The sequence below is a fragment of the Candidatus Pelagibacter sp. genome (genome assembly GCF_052049575.1).
In the GTDB taxonomy this organism is placed as follows: Bacteria; Pseudomonadota; Alphaproteobacteria; order Pelagibacterales; family Pelagibacteraceae; genus Pelagibacter.
The window spans coordinates 407,399-431,617 of the sequence record NZ_JBNGZQ010000002.1 but is presented as its reverse complement, the minus strand read 5'-3'; the positions used below and the strand labels follow the sequence as shown (position 1 = coordinate 431,617).

Annotated in this window: 24 protein-coding genes; 11 read left to right on the top strand and 13 right to left on the bottom strand. The window is 31.4% G+C overall.

Annotated elements, in window-relative coordinates; all coding sequences use genetic code 11:
* Window position 1: 1 nt before the first annotated feature.
* Window positions 2-2,224 carry a 3-hydroxyacyl-CoA dehydrogenase NAD-binding domain-containing protein gene (locus ACTT9C_RS05870; protein WP_440923565.1) on the top strand — a complete coding sequence of 741 codons (2,223 nt, stop codon included), beginning with the start codon at window positions 2-4 and terminating at the stop codon, window positions 2,222-2,224.
* Here ACTT9C_RS05870 and ACTT9C_RS05865 read toward each other — a convergent pair.
* Both ACTT9C_RS05865 and ACTT9C_RS05860 read right to left on the bottom strand, forming a co-directional pair.
* A complete protein-coding gene (locus ACTT9C_RS05865; RefSeq protein WP_440923564.1) occupies window positions 2,217-2,861 on the bottom strand; it encodes a peptidylprolyl isomerase in 645 nt (214 codons plus the stop codon). The two genes, ACTT9C_RS05870 and ACTT9C_RS05865, sit on opposite strands and share 8 nt — an antisense overlap.
* A complete protein-coding gene (locus ACTT9C_RS05860) occupies window positions 2,858-3,580 on the bottom strand; it encodes a putative zinc-binding metallopeptidase (RefSeq protein ID WP_440923563.1) in 723 nt (240 codons plus the stop codon). Before ACTT9C_RS05860 ends, ACTT9C_RS05865 begins: the two co-directional genes overlap by 4 nt.
* Window positions 3,581-3,634: 54 nt before the next feature.
* Between ACTT9C_RS05860 and speB the strand changes: the two genes are divergently transcribed.
* Window positions 3,635-4,594: an agmatinase gene (speB, locus tag ACTT9C_RS05855; RefSeq protein ID WP_440923562.1), complete on the top strand. Its 960-nt coding sequence runs from the start codon at window positions 3,635-3,637 to the stop codon at window positions 4,592-4,594.
* Between the two features lie 20 nt (window positions 4,595-4,614).
* On the top strand, window positions 4,615-6,048 hold the full coding sequence (locus tag ACTT9C_RS05850; protein ID WP_440923561.1) for an aldehyde dehydrogenase family protein: 1,434 nt from the start codon (window positions 4,615-4,617) through the stop codon (window positions 6,046-6,048).
* Here the strand turns inward: ACTT9C_RS05850 and argE are convergent.
* Entirely contained in the window at window positions 6,045-7,235 is a 1,191-nt protein-coding gene (gene argE, locus ACTT9C_RS05845; RefSeq protein ID WP_440923560.1) for an acetylornithine deacetylase, read from the bottom strand. The two genes, ACTT9C_RS05850 and argE, sit on opposite strands and share 4 nt — an antisense overlap.
* 29 nt (window positions 7,236-7,264) lie before the next feature.
* On the opposite strand from argE, the gene ACTT9C_RS05840 reads away from it, so the two are divergent.
* The 8 genes from ACTT9C_RS05840 to ACTT9C_RS05805 are packed head-to-tail and all read left to right on the top strand — an operon-like array spanning window position 7,265 to window position 14,721.
* Window positions 7,265-7,606 carry a tRNA-binding protein gene (locus ACTT9C_RS05840; protein ID WP_440923559.1) on the top strand — a complete coding sequence of 114 codons (342 nt, stop codon included), beginning with the start codon at window positions 7,265-7,267 and terminating at the stop codon, window positions 7,604-7,606.
* A 2-nt stretch (window positions 7,607-7,608) separates the two neighbouring features.
* Entirely contained in the window at window positions 7,609-8,199 is a 591-nt protein-coding gene (locus tag ACTT9C_RS05835; protein ID WP_440923558.1) for a LysE family translocator, read from the top strand.
* 3 nt (window positions 8,200-8,202) lie between these two features.
* Complete coding sequence (gene acnA / locus ACTT9C_RS05830) at window positions 8,203-10,872, top strand: aconitate hydratase AcnA (protein WP_440923557.1); 2,670 nt, start codon at window positions 8,203-8,205, stop codon at window positions 10,870-10,872.
* A 2-nt stretch (window positions 10,873-10,874) separates the two neighbouring features.
* Window positions 10,875-11,519, top strand: coding sequence for a hypothetical protein (locus ACTT9C_RS05825; protein ID WP_440923556.1), 645 nt, complete (start codon window positions 10,875-10,877; stop codon window positions 11,517-11,519).
* Window positions 11,512-12,813 (top strand): PQQ-binding-like beta-propeller repeat protein, encoded by a 1,302-nt coding sequence (locus ACTT9C_RS05820; RefSeq protein ID WP_440923555.1) that lies wholly within the window; start codon window positions 11,512-11,514, stop codon window positions 12,811-12,813. Before ACTT9C_RS05825 ends, ACTT9C_RS05820 begins: the two co-directional genes overlap by 8 nt.
* Window positions 12,813-13,244, top strand: a complete 432-nt coding sequence (locus ACTT9C_RS05815; RefSeq protein ID WP_440923554.1) for a hypothetical protein — start codon at window positions 12,813-12,815, stop codon at window positions 13,242-13,244. Before ACTT9C_RS05820 ends, ACTT9C_RS05815 begins: the two co-directional genes overlap by 1 nt.
* Complete coding sequence (gene zapE, locus ACTT9C_RS05810; RefSeq protein WP_440923553.1) at window positions 13,244-14,302, top strand: cell division protein ZapE; 1,059 nt, start codon at window positions 13,244-13,246, stop codon at window positions 14,300-14,302. The genes ACTT9C_RS05815 and zapE overlap by 1 nt, the downstream gene beginning before the upstream one ends.
* Window positions 14,299-14,721, top strand: a complete 423-nt coding sequence (locus tag ACTT9C_RS05805; protein ID WP_440923552.1) for a secondary thiamine-phosphate synthase enzyme YjbQ — start codon at window positions 14,299-14,301, stop codon at window positions 14,719-14,721. Before zapE ends, ACTT9C_RS05805 begins: the two co-directional genes overlap by 4 nt.
* On the opposite strand, the gene ACTT9C_RS05800 is transcribed toward ACTT9C_RS05805, so the two are convergent.
* The 10 genes from ACTT9C_RS05800 to ACTT9C_RS05755 all read right to left on the bottom strand — a co-directional run bounded on the left by ACTT9C_RS05800 (window position 14,718) and on the right by ACTT9C_RS05755 (window position 24,217).
* Window positions 14,718-16,139, bottom strand: a complete 1,422-nt coding sequence (locus ACTT9C_RS05800; protein WP_440923551.1) for a cryptochrome/photolyase family protein — start codon at window positions 16,137-16,139, stop codon at window positions 14,718-14,720. The two genes, ACTT9C_RS05805 and ACTT9C_RS05800, sit on opposite strands and share 4 nt — an antisense overlap.
* A 7-nt stretch (window positions 16,140-16,146) precedes the next feature.
* Entirely contained in the window at window positions 16,147-17,280 is a 1,134-nt protein-coding gene (locus ACTT9C_RS05795) for a diaminopropionate ammonia-lyase (protein ID WP_440923550.1), read from the bottom strand.
* A 1-nt stretch (window position 17,281) separates the two neighbouring features.
* The gene (gene glnT / locus ACTT9C_RS05790) at window positions 17,282-18,607 is read right to left on the bottom strand and encodes a type III glutamate--ammonia ligase (protein WP_440923549.1); all 1,326 of its coding nucleotides are present in this window, start codon (window positions 18,605-18,607) and stop codon (window positions 17,282-17,284) included.
* A 17-nt stretch (window positions 18,608-18,624) separates the two neighbouring features.
* Window positions 18,625-18,783: a hypothetical protein gene (locus tag ACTT9C_RS05785; protein WP_440923548.1), complete on the bottom strand. Its 159-nt coding sequence runs from the start codon at window positions 18,781-18,783 to the stop codon at window positions 18,625-18,627.
* Between the two features lie 52 nt (window positions 18,784-18,835).
* Complete coding sequence (locus tag ACTT9C_RS05780; RefSeq protein ID WP_440923547.1) at window positions 18,836-19,066, bottom strand: hypothetical protein; 231 nt, start codon at window positions 19,064-19,066, stop codon at window positions 18,836-18,838.
* A gap of 11 nt (window positions 19,067-19,077) precedes the next feature.
* The gene (locus ACTT9C_RS05775; RefSeq protein ID WP_440923546.1) at window positions 19,078-20,478 is read right to left on the bottom strand and encodes an ammonium transporter; all 1,401 of its coding nucleotides are present in this window, start codon (window positions 20,476-20,478) and stop codon (window positions 19,078-19,080) included.
* A gap of 124 nt (window positions 20,479-20,602) precedes the next feature.
* A complete protein-coding gene (locus ACTT9C_RS05770; RefSeq protein ID WP_440923545.1) occupies window positions 20,603-21,004 on the bottom strand; it encodes a hypothetical protein in 402 nt (133 codons plus the stop codon).
* 8 nt (window positions 21,005-21,012) lie between these two features.
* A complete protein-coding gene (locus tag ACTT9C_RS05765) occupies window positions 21,013-22,431 on the bottom strand; it encodes an FMN-binding glutamate synthase family protein (RefSeq protein WP_440923544.1) in 1,419 nt (472 codons plus the stop codon).
* On the bottom strand, window positions 22,431-23,285 hold the full coding sequence (locus ACTT9C_RS05760; RefSeq protein ID WP_440923543.1) for a GXGXG motif-containing protein: 855 nt from the start codon (window positions 23,283-23,285) through the stop codon (window positions 22,431-22,433). The genes ACTT9C_RS05765 and ACTT9C_RS05760 overlap by 1 nt, the downstream gene beginning before the upstream one ends.
* The gene (locus ACTT9C_RS05755; protein WP_440923542.1) at window positions 23,273-24,217 is read right to left on the bottom strand and encodes a glutamine amidotransferase; all 945 of its coding nucleotides are present in this window, start codon (window positions 24,215-24,217) and stop codon (window positions 23,273-23,275) included. The genes ACTT9C_RS05760 and ACTT9C_RS05755 overlap by 13 nt, the downstream gene beginning before the upstream one ends.
* Window positions 24,218-24,219: the final 2 nt, after the last annotated feature.

Sequence of the window (24,219 nt, the reverse complement as noted above, 5' to 3'; positions counted from 1 at the left end):
AATGAAAATTAAGAATGTAGTAGTTATTGGATCAGGTACAATGGGTAGCGGTATAGCCGCTCACTTGTGTAATGCTAATATCCCTGTCACACTTTTAGATTTAAAAACTGAAATAAGTCAAAATGCTAGAGAACGAATTCACAAATCAAGACCACCTTTATTAATTGATAAAACCAAAATTGATAATATTAAAGTTGGAAATATATCTGATGATTTTGATGTGGTTAAAAATGCTGATTGGATTGTCGAGGCAGTAGTTGAGAGAATTGATATTAAACATCAAATTTATGATAAAATTTTTGAAAGCAGGAAAGATGGAGCAATAGTTTCCTCAAATACTTCTTCAATCCCAATCAAAGTTTTATCTCAAAATTTAAATAAAGATCAAAAAAAAGATTTTTGCATCACTCATTTTTTTAATCCTGTACGATACATGGGTCTTTTAGAAATAGTTAAGAATGAAGACAATGATCTAAATAAAATCAATCAATTAAAAGAATTTTGTGAAGTTGAGTTAGGTAAAGGAGCAATCGTTTGTAATGATACCCCTGGTTTCCTAGGAAATAGAGTAGGTGTGTATGCAATGCAAATTGCAATGACTGAAGCATTCAAGATGAAACTTTCTGTTGAGGAAGCAGATGCAATCTTTGGAAGACCTATGGGTATACCTAAAACAGGAGTTTTTGGATTATATGATTTGATTGGAATAGATTTAATGGCAGATGTTTTAAAAAGTTTTATCAAAGAACTTCCAAAATCTGATGAGTTCCACGAGGTTGCTAAAGAAATTCCTTTAGTAAAAAAATTGATTGAAACCGGATATACGGGGAGAAAAGGCAAAGGCGGCTTCTACAGAATGAAGAAGACTGAAAGTGGAAAAATTATGGAAGCAATTAATCTTGAAACTGGAGATTATTCAACAAGTCAAAAAATAGATATTAAGTCTGATAAAGTAGATTTAAAGGCTCTAATTAACAGAAAAGATAAGTACGGAGACTATGCTTGGTCTGTACTATCCAAGATAATAAAGTATGCTTCTTCACTAGTTCCGGGGATTACCAAAGAATTTAATGACATAGACGAAGCTATGAGACTTGGATTTAATTGGGCGAAAGGACCTTTTGAGATGTTAGAAGAAATTGGTGTTAAAAATTTCTTTGATAAAGTTGATGAATATAAAGGTAATAATTTTTTAGAAAACCTATCTAATTCTAAAGATGAAAATTTTTATGGTGAAAGGCAAAAATATACATCGATTGAAACTTTAGGTAAGATTAAAAAAACTGCCTCAAGTGTTGATGGTAACAGTTCAGCTTCAATTTATAGATTTAATGATTTTAATATTGTTGAGTTTACGACTAAAGCTAATGCGCTCGATTATGACTCAATGGATGCTCTTAAGAAAGCAACTGATAAGCCTTTAATAATAATTAATGAAAGTATGCAATTTTCTGCTGGTGTTAACCTGACTTATACAATGGAATTTGCAAATAAAAATGATTTTAAATCGATAGAAAAATTTATTAAATATTTTCAAGAAACTTGCAAACATCTAAAGTATTCTAAATACCCGGTAATATCTGCTCCATCAGGTTTAACTTTGGGTGGAGGTTTTGAAGTTTTAGTACAAAGTAATTTCGTAGCCTCGCATACAAATATTGTAATCGGATTAGTAGAAACTATTGTTGGATTAATTCCAGCTGGAGGTGGATGTAAGGAAATGCTAGCTAGATGGTTAAATACTGAAGAGGCTAAGAAGGATCCAAAATATGCACCTTTAAAAGTATTTGATATAATTGGCTATGGTAGAACAGCTACGTCTCCAGTTGAGGCAGAGCCTTTGAAATACTTATTACCTGAAAATAAAAGAATTATGAATAGAAATAGTTTGCTTGAGGTATCGAAAAAAATCTTAAATGAAAACAAGGACTTTAAAGCACCAAATGAGCTTAAATTTAATTTACCCGGTAAAGCAGTTATTGATGATATGAACAAAATTTTAGAAAAACTTTACAATGATAAAGTTATATTGGATCATGGTTTGACTGTAGCAAAAGAATTAGCTCATGTATTAAGTGGTGGTGAAACTACTAAAGATAAAACTCTTACAGAAGATGATTTGTTTAAATTAGAACTTGATGCTTTTATGAGATTAATCGAAACTAAAAAAACTCAAGATAGAATTAAACATACTCTTGCTACTGGTAAACCTTTAGTTAATTAAATAATCTAAGAGTATTTATAAAGTCAGGCCTTAAAACATATTCAGATTTATCTAAGTGTTTAATTTTTTCTAAAGCTTCTAAGCCAAATATTACTTTTCCTATGGGTGTGTATTCTCCTTCATACAAAGGTTCATCCTGAAGAATTATAAAAAATTGGCTGTCCTCAGTATCATATTTTAAAGATCGAGCTAATCCCACACTTCCTTTGGTGTAGTTAAAATCCTTATCAACTTCAGATTTGATTGTACCTAAACCAGATTTTCCAGTTCCAATTTTTCCATAATCAATGTTTCCTTTTTTTCCAAATTCTACATCACCAGCTTGTACAAGTTTATCTTTAATGACCCTATGAAATGCTACATCATCATAGGCATTAGATTTAATCAATGTTTTAAATCTCTCTACTCCATTTGGAGATATTTCTGGATATAATTCTATAATTACATTTCCACACTCAACGTTTAGAATTGCTATGTTATTTGGACTTTCAAAATTAATTTTATTTGGGTCATAACTCTTAACAAATAAACATTTATCTTTTAACAAAACAAAAGAGGTAATTGAAAATAAACCTAAAATTACAACAAATATAAATATTATTTTTTCAGATTTTGAAGCTTTTATCTTTTCAATCATAAAATAAAATTTTCATCTATTTTTAGGAGTCCTTTTTTGATGAATTCAATCTTTTTTTGAAGAATAGGATCAACCGTTGCAGGTAAATTTCCATACATTAAATGAGAAAATACCTCAGCCATATCCTCAGATGCGGTAGATTGTGAGTATTCAGTAATAAATCCAGCTGTTTTAGAATATGTTTCTAATCCTATTTTTTTAGTACACGTAGAACATTCTGCATAATTGAACTCTTTAGGATTAAAACTAGACCAAATTTTTTGGTTAAATATATCTTTGAAACTATCATTAATTATGTGGAACACTTCGTGATGTAACACTCTTTCAAAATATTTATCGTTAAATTTTATATCTACAATTAAAGTTTTCATTACATTATCAGGTATCCCAGCAGTATTGATACCTGAGATCGATAAGTCTTCACACATAACAATGTATTTTAAATTTATTTTTTTTAAAAAGTTTTGAGAATATCTATTAAGATTTTTTTCAATAATCTTATATTTCTTATCTAGGTCTTGCTTTGATGATTTAAAACAATTGATATTATTATCAATACCTATTGTAAATGCTTGTTTAGCATTCAAGTATCTTAATTTGTTTTCAGTTTTAAGATTATAAATCTCCAGGTTTGGAATTTTAATTAATTCGTAAATTGTATCTGCTTGGGTTGGAGTAATTAAAAATAAATACAATAAAATGAGCTTTAATAATTTCATAATTAGTATTATTGAAGATATTCCAATTTGTTAGAATGTGATAGAGTTTTTGTGATGAAAAAAAAAAGAAGCAAAGAACCTATTCAACCAGTAAGTGGTACCAAGGTTCCAAGATTTGCTGGCCCATCAACTTTCGCTAGACTACCAGAATTAAGAGATGTTGAGTACTGTGATGTTGCAATTGTGGGGATACCATTTGATGCAGGTACAAGTTACAGACCTGGGGCAAGATTTGGTCCTCAAAGTATTAGACAAGCTTCAAGACATTTAAGAACAAATTATCATCCAAATTATGATGTTGAGCCCTTTAAAGTTCAACAAGTTGCTGATGCAGGTGATATTACTTGTAATCCATTTAATATAGATGAAGCAATTAAGCAAATTGAGGAAGGAGCCTTGGATCTTCTTAAAAAAACTGGCGGTATAATTAGTTTAGGTGGAGATCATACAATTGCGTTTCCTTTATTAAAAGCAGTAAATAAAATTAATAATGGTCCTGTTGCTTTAGTTCATTTTGATGCTCATCTTGATACTTGGGATACTTATTTTGGTGCGCCTTATACTCATGGAACACCTTTTAGAAGAGCACGTGAAGAAAATTTATTCATGGATGATGCCTCAATGCATGTTGGTATTAGAGGTCCATTGTATAGCAGAGAAGATCTTAAAAACGATGAAAGTTTTGGATTTAAGATAATTCATTGTGATGAGTTTCAAACTGAGGGTACTGATAAAATTGCTGAAAGAATAAAAAAAAGAGTAGGAGATAATCCATTATATTTATCAATTGATATTGACGTTTTAGATCCTGCTTTTGCACCTGGCACTGGTACACCAGAAATAGCCGGCATGACCACTAGAGAAATGGTTAATGTTATTAGAGGCTTGTCTGGTATGAATTTAATCTCTGCAGATGTTGTCGAGGTATCACCTGCTTATGATCATGCTGAGGTGACATCACTTGCAGCTGCTACTATAGTTTATGAGTTAACAAATCTATTTGCAAAAAAGTAAAGAAAGGATAGGAGTCTCCAATGGAAAATAAAAAAAATTTTTATATTAATGGCAAATGGGTAACACCAAAAAGCAAAGAAGAAATCAAAGTAATTGATCCTGCAACAGAAGAAAATTGTGCAGTTATAACACTAGGCAACAAAGATGATGTAAACGATGCCGTGAATGCTGCCAAAAAAGCTTACAGTTCGTGGGCGTTTTCAGCAAAAGAGGAGAGAATAAAATTATTAGAAAAACTTTACGAAAATTATAAGAAAAGATGGGCTGACATCGCAAATGCGATTACAATAGAGATGGGAGCACCAAAAGATTTTGCAACAAAACTTCAAGCTGGCACAGGTGCTGCACATTTAAAATCATTTATAAGATATTTAAAAAATTTTGAATTTGAAAAACCATTAGGAGAACATGCGCCTAACCAAAGACTTATTTATGAACCAAAAGGCGTATGTGCATTAATCACACCGTGGAATTGGCCAATGAATCAGGTTTGTTTAAAAGTAATGCCTGCAATAGCATCTGGCTGCACTATGGTTTTAAAACCATCTGAACTAGCTCCGTTATCATCAATGATATTAGCTGAGCTTATTGATGAGACTAAAATTCCAGCAGGCGTGTTTAATTTAGTTAATGGTGATGGAGCAACAACTGGCGATGCATTAACAAGTCATCCTGATGTTAATATGATTTCATTTACTGGATCAACTAGAGCAGGTGCATTAATTTCCCAAAATGCTGCGAAAGATTTTAAAAGAGTAAGTTTAGAACTTGGAGGCAAAGGTGCAAATATAATATTTAAAGATGCTGATCCAGATGCAATAGAGAGAGGTGCTTTGAGATGTTTTAGAAACTCAGGCCAGTCATGTAATGCACCCACAAGAATGCTAGTTGAAAAATCAATGTATAATGATGCTGTGGAAAGATTAAAGAAGTATACAGAAAACTTTGAGGTTGGTGATCCAAAAAAAGAGGGAGAGCATATAGGCCCAGTGATTTCTGAAACTCAATACAACAAGATACAAACTTTAATTAAGAAGGGTATTGATGAAGGAGCTAAATTAGTAGCTGGAGGCCCAGGCAAACCAAATGGATTAGAAAAAGGTTATTTTGTAAAGCCTACTGTATTTGCTGATGTTAATAACAAAATGGAAATAGCAAGAACAGAAATATTTGGTCCAGTTTTATCTGTAATGCCTTTTGAAACAGAGGAAGAAGCTATTGAAATTGCAAACGATACTCCCTACGGATTAACAAACTACATTCAAACCAAAGATAAAGAAAAAGTAAAGAGAGTTGCTAGAAAACTTAGATCGGGAATGGTTGATGTTAATGGTGCTGGTATTGCTGTTGATGCGCCTTTTGGTGGATTTAAACATTCGGGGATTGGTAGAGAAGCTGGTGAACATGGTCTAGAAGAGTTTCTAGAGGTTAAATCTGTAGGTGGATGGAGTTAATTAAGAGTAGATTTTTTCTTAATTCCTTCAAGAAATTTTAAACATTTTTTAAGTTCATTAAGTTCAATGAACTCATCAACTTTGTGAGCTTGTTCAATAGAGCCTGGACCGCAAACAACTGTGCTGATACCAATTTCTTGAAACAATCCAGCTTCAGTTCCAAAGGATACAACTTCTCTAGAATTATCACCGGTCAAACTTGAGACTAATTCACATGCTTCTGAATTATCTATACGATCAAAACCTGTGACTTCACCTATTATTTCCTTAGTTATCTTTGAATTAGGAAAAACTTTTCTCATCTCTGGTAATAAAACTTCATTTGCATATTCATCTATTTTTTGATTTAGAAAGACACCATCTTCTTTGATGACTGGTCTTGTCTCCCATTCAACCCGACATTTGTCAGCTATTACATTGTGAGCTATACCTCCAAATATTCCTCCAACTTGTAATGTTGAAAAAGGAGGATCAAAAATCGAGTCCTTTGGAGCTCTTTTTTTTAATTCTTCCCTAAGCTCGATTAACTTATTTGCGTATTTTGATGCGAATTCAACGGCACTAACACCTTTGTGGGGCATCGAGCTATGTCCAGCTAATCCCTCAAAATAAGTTGTATATTCATAACAACCTTTATGCGCATCTATGATTTTCATTTTTGTAGGTTCACCCACAATACAAATTCCATCTTGAATATTTCTTTTTTTAAGTTCTTTAATTAATATTGGAGCACCCAAGCATGCTGTTTCCTCATCAAATGTAAAAGAAAAATGAATATCTCTATTTAAATCAACTTTAGAAAAAACTGGAGCAAACGCCAAAGTACATGCAATAAATCCCTTCATATCACAGGAACCTCTTCCATAAAGTTTATCTTCTTTAATTGTTGCTTTGAAAGGGTCTGTACTCCAACTCTTTGAAACAGGGACTGTATCAGTATGACCAGATAAGATTATTGGTTTAACCCCATTTGATTTTTTTGCTTTTATTGTTGCAAAAAGATTTACTCTTTTTTTTTCATCATCATATGTTTTAAATGAAGTTGCACCTAAATCATTTAGATATTTCTCACAATAATTAATTAAATCATTGTTATCCTCTCCAGAAATAGTTTTAAATCCAATTAAATCAGATAAAATCTTAATAGAATTTTCGTATAATTTATCTAAATTTACTTCTGTACTCATTAGTAATAATTAATATAAATATCTCATTTATGAAAGAACAAATTACTTACGACATATTTGAGAAAATAGACATTAGACTTGGGACAGTACTTTCAGTCAAAAAAAATGAAAAAGCTAGAAAACCATCTTTAGTTGTTGAAGTCGATTTTGGAAAAGAAATAGGTGTTAAAACATCTTCTGCTCAAATTACTCATTTTTACAATGAAGAAAATTTAGTTGGTAAACAAGTGATTGGTATTTGTAATTTTCCAGAAAAAAATATTGCAGGTGTAAAATCTCAATTTTTACTTTTAGGCTCGATAGACTCTCAAGGAAAGGTAACATTAGTACATCCCTCACAAAAAGCAGAGAATGGTTTACCTATAGCATAAGTATGCATCCTGAATTTTTATCTATGGCACTATTTTGGATTGTAGCTGCTTATACACCAGGGCCAAATAACGTGGTCGCATCTTATTCTGGTTTTAATTTTGGAATAAGAAAAACAATCCCTCACATTTTTGGAGTTACATTTGGGTTTACTTCAGTGGTATTTGCTTTGACTATTGGTTTAGTTAATGTTTTTAAATTATTTCCAATTATTCAAACTATTTTGAAATATCTGGGAAGTTTATTTTTAATATACCTAGCTTATAAAATTAGTTTCTCAAAATCCTCTAACGAGAGTAAAAACGAAAATCCAATTTCTTTTTTAGATACTTTTATTTTTCAATTTTTGAACCCAAAAGGTGTTTTGATTGGAATTATTATTGTTTCAACATATGTTGAATATGGAGAAAATTATCTTAATTATGCGACTCAAGTTGTTTTATTTGCCTTTATAGTATCTTTATCAAGCATTACCTTTTGGACATTTGTTGGTAAATATCTTAGAAAATTTGCGACAAATGAGAAATTTATTAAATACTTTAATTATGTTATGTCAGTGCTTCTTCTTTTGAGCATAATTACATTTTATATATAAGATATGAAACCAGGAAATAAAAATTCTTACAAATCATTATCTGACCTAGAGGTTAACGGTAAAAATTATAAATATTATTCATTAAAAAAAGCTGAATTAAACGGTTTAGAAGGTGTTTCAAAATTACCAAAGTCATTAAAAGTTTTATTAGAAAATTTACTTAGGTATGAGGACGAAATATCAGTTAATAAAAAACAAATAGAAGCAGTAAAAAACTGGCTTGATACAAAAAAATCAAAAACTGAAATAGCTTACAGACCAGCCAGAGTTTTACTCCAAGATTATACAGGGATACCAGCAGTAGCCGATTTAGCTGCTATGAGAGAAGCTGTAAAAGAAAAAAATAAAGATCCAAATACAATCAACCCACTATCTGCAGTCGATTTAGTTATTGATCACTCTGTTCAAGTTGATCAATCAGCCCAAAAAGACTCATTTGAAAAGAATGTAGATATCGAATTTAAAAGAAATGGCGAAAGATATTCCTTTTTAAAATGGGGTCAAAGCGCTTTTAACAATTTTAGAATTGTTCCTCCAGGAACTGGTATCTGTCACCAGGTTAATTTAGAGTATTTATCAAAAGTAGTTTGGTCAGAAGAATACAAAGGAGAAAAATATTTATTCCCTGATACTCTTGTTGGAACAGACAGTCATACAACCATGGTTAATGGTTTATCAGTTTTAGGATGGGGTGTTGGCGGAATTGAAGCTGAGGCGGGCATGTTGGGACAACCTATTTCAATGTTAATTCCTGAAGTCATTGGATTTGAAGTAACAAAAAAAATGCCAGAGGGCACAACTGCAACAGACTTAGTTTTAACGGTTGTTAAAATGCTTAGAGATAAAGGAGTAGTTGGGAAATTTGTTGAATTCTACGGTGATGGATTAAAAAATTTAACTTTAGCAGACAGAGCAACGATTGCTAATATGGCACCTGAGTATGGAGCTACATGCGGATTCTTTCCAATAGATGAAGAAACTTTAAAATATTTAGAATTTTCTGGAAGAGATAAAGAAACAGTCGCGATTGTTGAAAAGTATGCGAAGGAACAAGGTTTGTGGGCAAGTGATGAAATTGAATTTACTGATAAAATTTCTTTAGATATGTCTACTGTAGTTCCAACAATTTCAGGCCCTAAAAGACCACAAGACAAAGTTCTTTTAACTGACGCATCAAGTAATTTTAAAAAAGTTTTTAAAGAAGCTACAGATAAAAATGGTTATAAAATTTCTAAGGTAAAAGATACGGATTATGAAATAAAAGATGGTTCAATACTTATTGCAGCAATTACATCATGTACTAACACTTCTAATCCAAACGTTCTTATTGGAGCTGGACTACTTGCAAAAAAAGCTGTTGAATTAGGATTGAATGTTAAACCATGGGTTAAAACATCTTTAGCTCCTGGGTCTAAAGTTGTAACTGATTATTTAGAAAAGGCAGGTCTAAATACGTATTTAGACCAATTAGGATTCAATTTGGTTGGTTATGGATGTACAACTTGTATCGGGAATTCAGGTCCGTTAGCAGAAAATATTGTTGATGCCATTCAAAAAGAAAATTTATATGCAGTCTCTGTTTTATCAGGTAATAGAAACTTTGAAGGAAGAATTTCACCTCACATTAAAGCAAATTATCTAGCATCTCCACCGCTTGTTATAGCTTATGCTCTTGCTGGTCATATGGAATTTGATTTAATCAATGACTCATTTGGAGAAGGCAAAAATGGTAAAGATATTTTTTTAAAAGATATCTGGCCTTCAAATAAAGAAATAGAGGACACATTGAAGATTTCTCTTAATGCAGATATGTTTGTTAAAAGATATTCAAATGTTTCCGAGGGACCAAAACAATGGCAGGAAATCAAAACAGAGAAGAGTAGTATTTATAATTGGGATGAAAATTCTACTTACGTAAAAAAACCCCCTTTTTTTGAAAATCTTAGCGACGACCCAGAAGGTTTTAAAGAGATTAAAAATGCTAGGCCACTATTGATATTGGGAGATATGGTTACTACAGATCATATTTCTCCTGCTGGCAATATTCAAAAAGATAGCCCAACGGGAGAGTATTTTATGAATTATCAAATTCTTCCAAAGGACTATAATTCATATGGCTCAAGACGTGGAAATCACGAAGTTATGATGAGAGGCACATTTGCAAATATAAGAATTAAAAATGAAATGGCTCCTGGAACTGAGGGAGGTTTCACAAAATTATATCCTGAGGAAAAAGTTATGTCGGTTTATGATGCGGTAGTAGAGTACAAAAAAAGAGGAACCGATTTAGTTGTAATTGGTGGTAAAGAATATGGTACAGGCTCCTCTCGTGATTGGGCTGCAAAAGGCACTAAATTACTTGGAGTTAAGGTTGTAATTGCAGAGAGTTTTGAGAGAATACACAGATCAAATTTAATTGGGATGGGAATATTGCCATTACAATTTACAGAAAATATGAATAGAAAAAATCTGAATTTTTTAGGTTCTGAATTAATTAGTGTGGTAGATATTGAAAAGGGAATTAATCCATCTGATAAAGTAAAAGTTGAGATTAAATATGCATCAGGTGATGTAAAAATAATAGATACGCTATGCAGAATTGATACCAAAAATGAATTGGAATACTATAAAAATGGTGGAATACTCCAATATGTTTTAAGAAATATGATTTAGATATGGACGAGGATATATCAATAATAAATGCAAACACAAGAAATGAAAAAATAAAAAATTTTTTTATTCATAACAAAAAAAAAATAATTTCGGGCTTATGTTTTATCGTTATACTTTTAATATGTTATTTTGTTTTTGGCGAATATCAGGATAGAAAAAAAATTAAGATTTCAGACTCTTTTAATACAATAACTATAAATTATTCCGAAAATAATAAGGAACAAACAGCTAAAGATTTAATACAAATAATTAATGAAAAAAATTCAACATATTCACCATTATCTTTATATTTCATAATAGATAATAAATTAATTAGCGAAAAAAACAAAATCAACGAATTATTTGATGTTATTATTGAAGAAACCACATTGGATAAAGAGATAAAAAATTTAAATATTTATAAAAAAGCGCTTTATAATGCAAATGACAGTAACGAAAATGATTTATTGAGTATTTTAAATCCAGTAATAAAATCAGAAAGTGTTTGGAAATCTCATGCACTATATTTAATGGCAGAATATTTTTATTCTAAAAACGAGATGCAAAAATCAAAAGAGTTCTTTAATCAAATCATAAATTTAGAAAACGCAAATAATGAAATTAAACTGGAGTCTCAAAAAAGACTCAATAGAGATTTAAGTGATTAAAATTTTTAATTTATTTTTAATAATAATTTTTTGTTTTAGTTGTTCATTTAATAAAAATTCTAAATTTTGGACTAAAGAAATAATTAAAGAAATAGAAGAAAAAAAGTTTGAAAAAATTTTTGATAATCCAGAAGCCTTAAGTCAAGAATTAAATACTAATATAAATTTAAATTTTAGCACAAATCCAAAAAAGTCTAAATTATCAAAAAAACTTACAAATAATGATGGCAGGGTAAACTTTGATGGTTCACTTAAAAAATTATCTAAATATAAGTTTTCAAAAATTGAAAATTTTTATCAATTTGAACCAGTCATATCTTTTCACAGAGAGAATATAATTTTTTTTGATGATAAAGGTACAATTTTACAATTTGATAAAAATTCTAGATTAGTTTGGAAAAAAAATTATTATACAAAATCAGAAAAAAAATTAGACCCAATTTTACAATTTGCAAATAATAATCAATTTTTAATAGTTGCTGATAATCTAACAAAATTTTATAAATTAAATTTAGATACTGGGGATATAATTTGGTCTAAAAAAAATTCAGCACCATTCAACTCACAAATAAAGATATACAAAGATCGGTTTTTTGTAATTGATTTTACAAACACTCTAAGATGCTTTTCTCTAAAAAATGGAAAAGAGTTATGGAATTTTCAAACAGAGACATCATTAATTAGATCTCAAAAAAAATTATCAATGGTTATTATTGAAGGAGTAATTTACTTTAATAATTCTCTCGGTGATATAAGTGCAGTTGACTCAAATAATGGCAGATTACTCTGGCAGTTACCTACTCAAAGTAACGCAATTCTTGAGTCAGCTTTTTCCCTCGAAACATCAGATATAATTGCAGATGAAAATAACTTATTTTTTTCAAACAATAAAAATCAATTTTTTTCTATTGATATTAAATCTGGAAGTTTTAATTGGGAGACCACTGTAAATTCAAACATTAAACCTACTTTAATTGAAAATTTTTTAATATCAGTTTCTTTAGAGGGTTATTTGATATTAATCGATAAAATCACTGGAAATATTATTAAAGTTACCGATGTATTCCAAAATTTTAATCCAAAAAAAAGAAATGAAATTTTTCCTACAGGATTTATTGTTGGTACAAAAAATATTTATCTTTCAACAAACATTGGAAGATTGTTAGTTATTGATATTAAATCAGGAAAAACAAATTCAACTTTAAAAGTTGATAATGATAAAATATCACGACCATTTATAATGGATAAAAATTTGTATTTAGTTAAAGACAACGCAATTATAAAACTTAATTAATGTTTTTAAAATTATTAGACAAGCTAGGTAGAAAAAAAGTTGTTCTAGATAGAGGACCCTCACATCCAAGATTTGATTTAGCGAAACCTTGGATGAATAGATATTATCTAATCTTCAGACATAGACCAAAATGGTTTCCGTTTAATATACTTATTCATGAAATGTTAGCTGATGATCACGGTGAAGGAGTACACAATCATCTTTTCCCATATATTACGATTGTGATAAGAGGCGGTTATTGGGAAACAACTAAAGAAGGAAAATTTTGGAGAAAACCTGGCTATATTGGATTTAGATCCGCTAATGCACATCACAGAGTTGATTTGGAGCCCGGAACTAAACCTATGACAATTTTTATTTCCGGTCCATTTGGTTTAAGGAAAGGTCCAAGATCAGAATATGGTATTGATTTTAAATCAAAAAAAAATTGATGTCCAAAAATCTAGAGGAAAAATTTAGATCGTTTTGTAATTCAAAAAATTTAGAAATTAATCAAAATCAAATTACGACAATTAAATTACTACAAGATTTTTATAATAAAAATTTTCATTTTTCTATTTTCAATATTTTTAAAAAAGAAAATTATAAAAAAGGTTTTTATCTTCAAGGGGGTGTTGGTGTCGGAAAAACAATGATATTAGATTTTTTTTATGATCTTATTTCTAAAAAAAAACTAAGACTTCACTTTAATGAGTTTATGTTAAATTTTCATGATTTTGTCCATGAAAATAAGAATAAGGGAGACGAAAATATTATTAATTTATTTGTTAAAGACTTAAAATCAAAAGCTTTGTTAATTTATTTTGATGAGTTTCAAGTTACTAATATAGTAGATGCTATGATACTAGGTAAATTATTTGATAAAATATTTAGTGAGAATATAAAAATAATTGTCACCTCTAATATTAAAATTTCTGATTTATATAAGGATGGTCTCCAACGAGATCAGTTCAAACCTTTCATTGAGATCATGAAAAAAAAGACTATCGAACATGAGCTTATAATTGAAGATGATTACAGAAAATCAAAAGAAAATCAAAACGATAGATATTTCTTCCCACTAAACCAAGAAAGTAATTTTAAAATGAATAAATTCTTTAGAATTATTTCAAAGGATAAAAAAAAAACTAATCTGAGTATTGATATTAAAGGGAGAGAATTTCAAATTAAAGAATTCTATGAAGGAGTTGTAAGATTAACATTTGATGAGTTATGTGACAAAAACTTGGGAGCTGAGGATTACCTTGAAATAGCTAAAGTATCTAAATTTATGGTTATTGATAAAATACCAAAGTTTGATGACATAAACTCTAATCAACAACAGCGTTTCATAACCTTAATTGATATAGTTTATGACAAGAAAATACCAATTGCTGTCACCGCTGAACAAAATCTAGATGAAATGACGTCATCTAAATCATTGAAAGAACCATTTAATCGTACAATTAGCCGTCTTTATGAACTAACATCCTCAAACTTTAATTTATGATACAAAAATTCAATAATTTTAAAATGAATACCAATGGACAAAAATTATACGAATTCACTGATGAAACAATTAATTGGATCAAAAAAAATAAATTTAAAAATGGTATACTTAATTTAAGTATTCAGCACACTAGTGCCTCTTTAATAATTCAAGAAAATGCAGACCCTGATGTCCAAACTGACTTAATCAACTATTTTAATAAAATAGCTCCAATGGACAACAAATTATATATTCATACAACTGAAGGTGAAGACGATATGCCTGCGCATATAAAATCCAGCTTAACTAATAATCAAATTTCTCTTAGTGTTGAAAATGGAGAATTATTACTTGGAACTTGGCAGGGTATTTATTTATTTGAGCACAGATTAAACCCACAAACAAGAACCATCATTCATCATTTTTTAGGAGAAGTTTAATTTTTTTTTAAACTTTGAAAAGCTTTAAGTGCAGAAGCTCTTGCTTCTTCATGTATCACTATCGGTTTTGGATAATCTTTTCCTATAATAGTATTTATTGCTTGTTGATATTTCATCTCCATTTCCCAAGGTTTGTGAATAAATTTTTGAGGAACTTTGCTTAATTCTGGTATCCATTTTTTTACATATTTTCCCTCTTTGTCAAATTTTTCACCTTGAAGAATAGGATTAAAAATTCTGAAGTATGGAGCTGCATCTGCTCCACAACCTGCAACCCATTGCCACTGAGCTACATTATTGGCTTTATTAAAATCAAGTAAACAATTTCTAAAATGTTTTTCACCTTCGGTCCAATTAATTCTTAAATGTTTTACTAGAAAAGAACCAACTACCATTCTTATTCTGTTATGCATCCAACCCGTTTCATATAACTCTCTCATTCCAGCATCAACAATCGGATAACCAGTCATCCCCGATTTCCATGCTTTCAAAAATTTTTCGTTTTTTACCCAAGGAAATTTATCAAATTCTTTTCTGTAATTTCCTTTTAAAAACTCAGGAAAATAATTAATCAAACTATGAGAGAACTCACGCCAACCTAGTTCGTTGATATATTTTCTATAACCAATACCTTTAGATTTAATTTCGTTACATTTTTTCCAAATCGTGCTTACATGTATTTGTCCATGCTTTATATAAGGAGATAACTTTGATGTGCCCTCTATAGAAGGAAAATCTCTAGCCGAACCGTACTCTTTAATCTTGTCATTAATTAAATTGCTTAGAACTTTTTTAGAATCATTTTCCGATACTTTCCAATAATTCTCAAATTTCTTATACCAATTTTTTTTTGGTAAAATACTTTTTGGCTCAACACAATTTTTGAAGAAAGATATTACTTTCGTTTTTTTCTTTACAATATAATTTTTACTTGGTGGTAAACCTAAATATTTTTGCTCAGCATTTCTCCAGAAAGGGGTGAATACTTTAAAGGGCGTTCCATCATTTTTAGTAACTTCTTGAAATTCATTTAAAATATTTCCTTTAAAATATTTAAATTCAACCTCATTTTTTAAGAAAACATCTCTAATTTTTTTTCCTTTTGCAATTACATCAGGTTCATAAATTTTATTCCAATATATTGAAACATCATCTTTTTTTTTAATTTTAGAAAATATATCTAATTCATCTCCTGCTAATATTTGTAGATTTATTTTGTATTTAGATAATTCAGATTTAAATATTTCTAAAGATTTAAACAACCACCACTTTTGTGCTTCTCTTTTGTGATCAAAATCGGCTTTGTTATAAATAAATAAAGCAATAACATTTTCATGATTTTGTGTGGCATATGAGAGAGCAGGATTATGTTCGATTCTAAAGTCTTCCCTTATCCAAGCTATTGCGTTTTTTGTCATATAAATATTATTTTCTACCTTTAGATAGCAGCTGTTTGTAAAGTTTAACATCTGCATTTCCTTCGCATCCAATGACAAGAATGTTTGAGTCTTCGTTTAAATTCAGTGATTTTCGTGCTTTAAAATTGTTAGCTAAACCTATAAGAGCAATAACGCCAGGGGTTGCACATTCACCCCCTATGATTGAAACTCTACTTAGTTTTCTATCTTTTAACATCGCGGTCGTTTTAGCAACATTATTATCAGTAACAGATACACAATAGTTAGAAGTTTTTTTAAGTATTTGCCATGGGACAAGTGACATTTCATTACATGACATCCCACCCATAATACTTTCTTTTTTTATTCTTATTTTTTTCATTTTATTTGCTTTAACACTCTGAAGAACACAATCAGCTCTATCGGGTTCAACAACAATTATTCTTGGAATTCTTTTAAAATATTTTGCGACCCCAGCAACTACACCTGCTGCTAATCCTCCAACACCAGCTTGAACAAATATGTGAGTTATATAATGGTTTGTTTGTTTAGATATTTCCTTTATCATAATAGAATATCCAGCCATTGTAAGTTGAGGAACATATTTATAGTTTTTGGTAGAGACATCCTGAACAATTTGCCAATTATTCTTTTTTGAAAGTCTTTTACATTCCTCCAAAGAATTTTCATAATTTCCCTTAACCCTTATCACCTCAGCGCCAAATTTCTCAATTTCACGAACTCTTGTTTGGCTTACATATTGACTTACAAAAATTTTACACTTTAAATTTAATCTTTTTGCTCCCCAAGCAACTGATCTACCATGATTGCCAGCTGTTGCTGATGAAATAACAATATTTTTTTTTCCTTTAGATATTCTCTCTACTGCGTATGCTCCCCCCAATGCTTTAAACGACTTTAAATGAAATCTTTTAGACTCATCCTTATAAAATATATTATTCAGTTTCAAATTTTTCTTTAATTTATCAAGTGATAAAAGAGGAGTTGCTTTATAATTTTTCCAACTGGAAATTGATTTTAAAGCATTAGTGATTAATGCAGAAGGAAGATATTTTAAAACATAACTTCTTTTAAAATTATAGCGATTATTTTTTAATAATTTTTTATATTTCCAGCTTTTGAGATTTTTTAAACTCTTCACTTTAACAATCTAGAGTATTTTGTCTTTCCCATTTGGTTATAGGTTTTGATTTGTCAAATCTTTCTATAATGTTAAATTCTTTTATTTCTGTACTTCTAAGTTTTATATAGCTATTGATTACATCAGCACCAAAAGCATCATTCATTTCTTTATTTTGTTTTAATTGGCTCAATGATTGATCTAACTCATTAGGGAGTTTTGGCAGATTTGGATATTTTGCAAAATCTTCATACATATTACAATTAAGAGGTTTTCCAGGATCTATTTTGTTTTTAATACCATTTATTCCAGCTGCGAGAACACTTGCTTGAAGTAAATAAGGGTTGGCCGATCCATCCATTAATCTCAATTCAAATCTTCCTGGATCGGGAATTCTAATCATATGAGTTCTGTTATTACCAGTGTAAGAAATACTACTTGGTGACCATGATGCACCTGACTTTGTTGGTGGTGCATTAATTCTTCTATAACTATTTATTGTAGGATTAAAAAAAGCAGATAAAGATGAAGCATGTTTCATTATTCCACCTAAAAAATTATATGCCATTTTACTAAGACCTAAGTTATTAGAATTGTCCAAAAATTTATTTTTCTTTCCATCCCAAACTGAAACATGGGCATGACAACCATTTCCAGTTAAATTCTCAAATGGTTTGGGCATAAACGTAGCTCTTAGACCATGTTTTTCAGCAATAGTTTTTACCATGTACTTAAAAAACGTATGTCTGTCTGCTGTCTTTAAACAATCAGAGTAATCCCAATTCATTTCAAATTGACCATTAGCGTCCTCGTGATCATTTTGATAAGGACCCCATCCCATTTCAATCATACAGTCACAAATTTCTTTAATTAAATCATACCTTCTCATTAAAGCTGATTGATCATAACAAGGTTTTGATTGAGTATCTCTTGGGTCAGCGATGGAGTCTCCATTAGGTGATATTAAAAAATACTCACACTCCACGCCAGATTTCATAGTCAATCCTTGTTTTGAGAGTTTTTTAATTTGTTTCTTCAACATTATTCTTGGAGAGGCATCTACAGGTTTTCCATTCATCCAAAGATCTGATGCAAGCCAACCAACTTCTTTATTCCAAGGTAATTGGATTAAACTATCTGGATCTGGAATTCCAAACATGTCTGAGTCTGCAGGTGTCATATCTAACCAAGCAGCAAACCCTGCAAATCCAGCGCCGGTTTCTTGCATATCTTTTATTGCATGTGCTGGTACTAGTTTTGATCTAAGCACCCCGAATAAATCAACAAAGCTTATCAAAAAATATTTAATTTTTTTTTCTTTAGCAATTTTGAATAAATTTTTTGGCATAACTTAAGTTAACACAATTATTTCAAAAAAGATAAAATTGTTTCTTTATAAAAAATTAAATTTACAGCAATAATTATAATTACAGCTAATATTGCTCCATACTTTGCTTTTGGAAAAGCAACACCTCTCATCTTTCTTGGTCTTAATTCCTCGTTATTTTTATCTTCTTCTGACATAGAATAAAAAAAAGGGCGCTACATTTCTGCAGCGCCCAAATTTTTGTTTTAATTACCAATCGGTAATATTGCTTTTATGATCATTTGGACCATGTCTTTTTCTTGCCAATCTTTCAAGTTCATCACTTTCAGATTTGGAAGTTAAAACATGCCAACCAACCCATAAAATTATAGCAAGTATAACAAGTATACCTTCACTAGATCCAGCACCAGGGTAAACAGCACCAGCAACTTCTTCAGCTGGTTTGTTTAGGTGATCAATCCAATTTGTAACTGTCGCCATATATTACTCCTTTACCTAGTTGCGGATGCAACTGCCTTCTCATCAGTTTTAGCAGTTTCCATTATTTCATAGTCTAGTCCAGCTATTTCTACTTCACGTGGGATCCGTAATTTCCCTATTCCATTCAGTACTTTAGCTATGACATAGCCTGGTATTAGTCCAAGAACTACGAACATTATTAATGCTCCTAAGAATTGTCCTAATGGGTTAATTGAAGCATATGTTGTTCCATCCCACATAGCACCAACACTGTAACCAGATGCCGGGTAACCGTTTAGAACAAAACCACATATTACTAGACCAATAAATCCAGCATAACCATGTACCGCAACAGCACCTACTGCATCATCGATTTTGAACTTACGCTCAACCCAATAATGTAGTTTATATGATATTACAACACCGATCATACCTATGATCATTGCTTGAATTGGATGATATAAATCATTTCCAGCTGAAGCACATATAATTCCCGCTAGTCCACTTGAGTAAGTCCAGAAAGGATCACCTTTTGCAATCCAATAACCGGCTAATAATCCTCCTGATAATGACATCAAGAAGTTAAAAGTGATACCACTAAGTGTAGTAGGGGTCACATATATGTTTGTTGCTGTCCAATAACTTATTCCCTCCATACCGTATTCAGGCCCAAGGTCAAATATCGGTATATTACATGCAGCATAGAATCCCCAGAAACCAGTATAAATTAGAAATAATCCAATTGTAACTAACCAAGGATTTCTTGGTCCAATGTTTCTCGGTTCACCACTTGATGAGAATTTTCCAATTCTTGGTCCTAAAACCATTAGAACTCCTAAAGCAAATCCACCAGCAATTGCGTGAATTACTCCTGACGCGTAAGCATCATGGTATCCTAAAAGTTTTAACATCCATCCATCGAAGTGCCATCCCCAAGCAGCGTCAATTACCCAAAACACAGATCCAATTGCAATCGCTAAAATACCAAATGCAAAAGTTGTAATCCTTTCAATAATTGCCCCTGAAACGATAGACGCAGCAGTCCAAGAAAATAATAGGAATGCAGCCCAGAAGACACCAGAAATATGGTCTCCTAAGTTGACAGCCATTAATTGACTTGTTGCTACATAAAATTTAGCACTGAAAGCCGAGTCATCGGTTATCAAAGCAGTGCTCTCATTCATTATTGATGGTGCTAATCCCGGTCCTGTTGGGAAAGCCCAGTAAATCCACCAACCAAATAAAAACCAAGTTACTGTTACCAGAGGTATCAGCATCGTGTTTTTCATAAGAGTATGTTGATGGTGTTTGTATCGAGAAGCTCCAACTTCATACATACAGAATCCGACGTGAATTAAAAACATCAATACTACCGTTACCCAGTAGTAAAATTCCGTAAATATAGTAGTAAGAGCACCTAACTGATCAGTCATATTCTCTCTCCATATTAGTTTTTAAAATCCTATAAAATTATGAAAGTTGTTACAAATGAAACAATCTAATAAAACCTAATATTGACAATAGATTTTAAAAAATAATCAACTTTAGATTGTGTAATTAAAATTTAAGATAAGCTTTTTTCAAATCAACAAGAGGGTGTTTTGGTGACATTTGAAATTTTACTAAAAGTTCTCTTGCTATCATATCTCTGTCTTGTTGGTTATCAGGTAATTTAATGGATGATGGAATTGTAACCCAACCATTTGCATTTCTACAAAATACAGCTGGTCTTCCTTCTTCGTAACCCATGTGAACGTCCTCCAACCAATTAAGATCATCCCAACCCATTGCCTCAACATATTTTTTTAAAAATGGTGTCATTTTCTTGTAATCTGGAAGTAGATTTACGTCATATCGATAACCGATTGACTGACCAATCATTTTTTCTCTAGCAGTCTCTTTTTTTTTACCCAGTTGGAGAGAAACTGCTTTTGATTTTGTTTTTTTCTTTTTAGCCATTAATACCTTTAAATTTTATGATAGTTATCAACCCCAACAGTGTAATTAGTACCCGCTAAAGGAACTTTTGCTAAAGCTGAAGCCTCAGAGGTAAGCGCTGCTAAATCCTCAGGTTCTAAAGAGTGTATATTTGTTTTTCCACACGCTCTAGCTAATAACTGGGCTTCAAGTGTCATTGAATGTAAATAATTATAAACTCTCAAAGCTGCATCGTCAGGATTTAATCTCGCTCTTAATTTTGGATCTTGTGTAGCAACTCCCACAGGGCATCTTCCAGTATGACAGTGGTAACACTCACCAGCTTTTACACCCATTTCTTTCTCAAAATTTGCTTCCGGAATATCTTTGTTACAGTTAAGCGCAATCATAGAACCTGTACCAATAGCTATTGCATCTGCACCTAAAGCTAATGCTTTTGCCATGTCAGCACCATCTCTAACGCCACCAGCATAAATTAAAGTAACTTTTCCAGTTTTTCCAACATCGTCCAAAGCTCTTCTTGCTTCTCTAATAGCCGCAATACCAGGTATACCAGTATTAGCAGCAGCAATGTGTGGACCTGCTCCTGTAGATCCCTCCATTCCATCTAAATAAATAGAGTCAGGATCACATTTTGCAGCCATACGAACATCGTCATAAACTTTTGATGCACCTAATTTTAATTGAATTGGAACTTTATTTTTTGTTAGTTGTCTAAGTTCCTCTACTTTTAATGCTAGATCGTCTGGACCTAACCAGTCAGGATGTCTTGCAGGAGATCTTTGGTCAATACCTGATGGTAGTGATCTCATTTCAGCAACTTGGTCGGTTACTTTTTGACCCATTAAGTGACCACCCATACCAACTTTTTGTCCTTGTCCGATAAAAACTTCTATTCCATCAGCTAATTGTGCGTGATGTGGGTTAAACCCATATCTTGATTGAATACATTGATAAAACCATTTTTCAGAATATCTTCTTTCATCAGGTATCATTCCACCTTCACCAGAACATGTTGCACTACCTGCCATTGTAGCACCTCTTGCTAATGCAGTTTTTGCCTCATAAGATAAAGCACCAAAACTCATACCAGTAATATAAACTGGAATATCTAATTCAATTGGATTTTCACATCTTGGTCCAATAACAGTTTTAGTTTCACATTTTTCTCTATAACCTTCAATTACGAACCTAGTAAGAGTTCCTGGTAAGAAAACTAAATCATCAAATGTTGGAATTTTTTTCATCAATGCCATTCCACGCATTCTGTATCTTCCTAATTGAGATTTAATATGAATATCATCAATTACTTCTGGTGTGAAAATAGCATTATGACCTAATAAACTTTTATTTCTGCCACCGTTAGAACTTAAATGGACGTCAGCTTTTCCACCTACGTTACCATTAGTTTTTAATTTACCATTTTTTTTCTTTTTTTTCTTAGCCATTAAATCGCTCCTTTTTTCTCAGTAGGTTCTAAGTTATCATAATTCCAAAGTTTTTTACCCGCTACAATTTTTTTCATTTTACTTACATCAAAATTTTCACCGATCTCAGCAACCTTTAATTTTCTCTTTAACCAATCTTGATCACTTTTAGTCAACTCGGCATCTACAGCATCACTACCATAAGAGCCAATTTCTCCACCTACGAAAATTGTCCCATCATACATCGAGTCGCCCAAATTTATACCGACATCACCTAGGATGATGATTCTCCCTCTTTGCATCATAAATCCAGTAAATGCACCCGCATCACCACCAATAATTATTGTGCCACCTTTCATATCAATACCTGTTCTTGCACCAACACTACCTTTACAGATTAAATCGCCACCTCTGATAGCAGCTCCAAAACAAGATCCAGCATTTTTCTCAATTACAACTTTACCTGCCATCAAATTTTCTGCACAAGACCATCCAACTCTCCCATTGATTCGAACTATTGGACCATCACATGAACCCATTCCAAAATATCCTAAACTTCCCTCAAAAATTAAATTTAATTTATTTAAAATACCAACACCTAAACTATGTTTTCCTTGAGGGTTTTTAATTACAATTGTTCCATAACCTTGTCCCATTAAATTATCTATTTCTTTATTTGCTTCTGCGGCAGTCATATCTTTTACATCAAGGTCAGTTCTTTTATTAAAATCAACATCATGGGTTCCAAAATAATAGAAATTTTCTGCTTCATCAGGATTGAAAAATTTTTGTTGTGTTCGTCCTGTTAGAACTTCAGTGTGCATTCCCATTGCTTGAGCTTTAGTTTTTTTGGAAACACTTTTTATATTTGCCATACTTTAACCTCCCCATCGAATGGGTCATAAGTGTCAATTTCTTGTGGTAAAATTGATCGAATTGCTATTTCCTCTGAACCCATTGCTACTAAATCATCAGACTCATATAAAACTAAAGGTTTAGCAGCCATAGTGTCTTTCGCCATACCTAAAGAATCTTTTGTAGCTACAAAATAAGTAAAGACACCATCTAATCCAGTTAGAGACTCTTTCATGCCTTCTTCTAAAGATGCTCCATCTCTCATTTTTTCCGCTAAATAAACAGCAATAAGTTCTGAGTCACACTCAGACATAAATCTCATTCCTTTATTTTCTAGAGCTCTTCTATTATTCCAATAATTTGTAAGCTGACCATTATGAACAACTGATACATCGCTAAACGGATAACCCCAAAACGGGTGAGCAGATTTGATATCTACACCAGACTCGGTTGCCATTCTCGCATGTCCAATTGCGTGAGTGCCAACAAGTTTATCTAAATTATATCTATCGCAAACCATCTTAGCATTTCCAAGATCTTTAATTACCTCTAATGATTTACCCATAGAAAGTATTTCTACTCCAGGAATACTCTCAATCTTTTGTGAAAATTCTAGTAAATCTTTTTTATTATATTCTATTTCATATCTTAATGAGTAGGGGAGTATTCTTTCCTCTTTGATAATTTTTGCACCCATTTCATTAAGATAACTATCAACAATTTTTTTTCTTTCATCATAAACAGAAACATCTTCAGCAACCGATGTACTGCCTTCACCAACGTTTTCTCCAACTTTAAAACGCATAATAAAATTTTTTCCATCAGTATCTCCGTATAAAGCATAACCTGTAGAGTCCTCTCCTCTATGTTTCAGAGCTTGCAACATACCTTGAAGCTCATGACCAACTTTTGAAGATTTTCCTCTATGAATTAATCCCGCAATTCCGCACATAT

Coding starts and splice junctions, on each gene's coding strand:
- ACTT9C_RS05870 (WP_440923565.1), top strand. CDS start 2: ATGAAAATTAAGAATGTAGTAGTTATTGGATCAGGTACAATGGGTAGC.
- ACTT9C_RS05865 (WP_440923564.1), bottom strand. CDS start 2,861: ATGATTGAAAAGATAAAAGCTTCAAAATCTGAAAAAATAATATTTATA.
- ACTT9C_RS05860 (WP_440923563.1), bottom strand. CDS start 3,580: ATGAAATTATTAAAGCTCATTTTATTGTATTTATTTTTAATTACTCCA.
- speB (WP_440923562.1), top strand. CDS start 3,635: ATGAAAAAAAAAAGAAGCAAAGAACCTATTCAACCAGTAAGTGGTACC.
- ACTT9C_RS05850 (WP_440923561.1), top strand. CDS start 4,615: ATGGAAAATAAAAAAAATTTTTATATTAATGGCAAATGGGTAACACCA.
- argE (WP_440923560.1), bottom strand. CDS start 7,235: ATGAGTACAGAAGTAAATTTAGATAAATTATACGAAAATTCTATTAAG.
- ACTT9C_RS05840 (WP_440923559.1), top strand. CDS start 7,265: ATGAAAGAACAAATTACTTACGACATATTTGAGAAAATAGACATTAGA.
- ACTT9C_RS05835 (WP_440923558.1), top strand. CDS start 7,609: ATGCATCCTGAATTTTTATCTATGGCACTATTTTGGATTGTAGCTGCT.
- acnA (WP_440923557.1), top strand. CDS start 8,203: ATGAAACCAGGAAATAAAAATTCTTACAAATCATTATCTGACCTAGAG.
- ACTT9C_RS05825 (WP_440923556.1), top strand. CDS start 10,875: ATGGACGAGGATATATCAATAATAAATGCAAACACAAGAAATGAAAAA.
- ACTT9C_RS05815 (WP_440923554.1), top strand. CDS start 12,813: ATGTTTTTAAAATTATTAGACAAGCTAGGTAGAAAAAAAGTTGTTCTA.
- zapE (WP_440923553.1), top strand. CDS start 13,244: ATGTCCAAAAATCTAGAGGAAAAATTTAGATCGTTTTGTAATTCAAAA.
- ACTT9C_RS05805 (WP_440923552.1), top strand. CDS start 14,299: ATGATACAAAAATTCAATAATTTTAAAATGAATACCAATGGACAAAAA.
- ACTT9C_RS05800 (WP_440923551.1), bottom strand. CDS start 16,139: ATGACAAAAAACGCAATAGCTTGGATAAGGGAAGACTTTAGAATCGAA.
- glnT (WP_440923549.1), bottom strand. CDS start 18,607: ATGCCAAAAAATTTATTCAAAATTGCTAAAGAAAAAAAAATTAAATAT.
- ACTT9C_RS05785 (WP_440923548.1), bottom strand. CDS start 18,783: ATGTCAGAAGAAGATAAAAATAACGAGGAATTAAGACCAAGAAAGATG.
- ACTT9C_RS05780 (WP_440923547.1), bottom strand. CDS start 19,066: ATGGCGACAGTTACAAATTGGATTGATCACCTAAACAAACCAGCTGAA.
- ACTT9C_RS05775 (WP_440923546.1), bottom strand. CDS start 20,478: ATGACTGATCAGTTAGGTGCTCTTACTACTATATTTACGGAATTTTAC.
- ACTT9C_RS05770 (WP_440923545.1), bottom strand. CDS start 21,004: ATGGCTAAAAAGAAAAAAACAAAATCAAAAGCAGTTTCTCTCCAACTG.
- ACTT9C_RS05765 (WP_440923544.1), bottom strand. CDS start 22,431: ATGGCTAAGAAAAAAAAGAAAAAAAATGGTAAATTAAAAACTAATGGT.
- ACTT9C_RS05760 (WP_440923543.1), bottom strand. CDS start 23,285: ATGGCAAATATAAAAAGTGTTTCCAAAAAAACTAAAGCTCAAGCAATG.
- ACTT9C_RS05755 (WP_440923542.1), bottom strand. CDS start 24,217: ATGTGCGGAATTGCGGGATTAATTCATAGAGGAAAATCTTCAAAAGTT.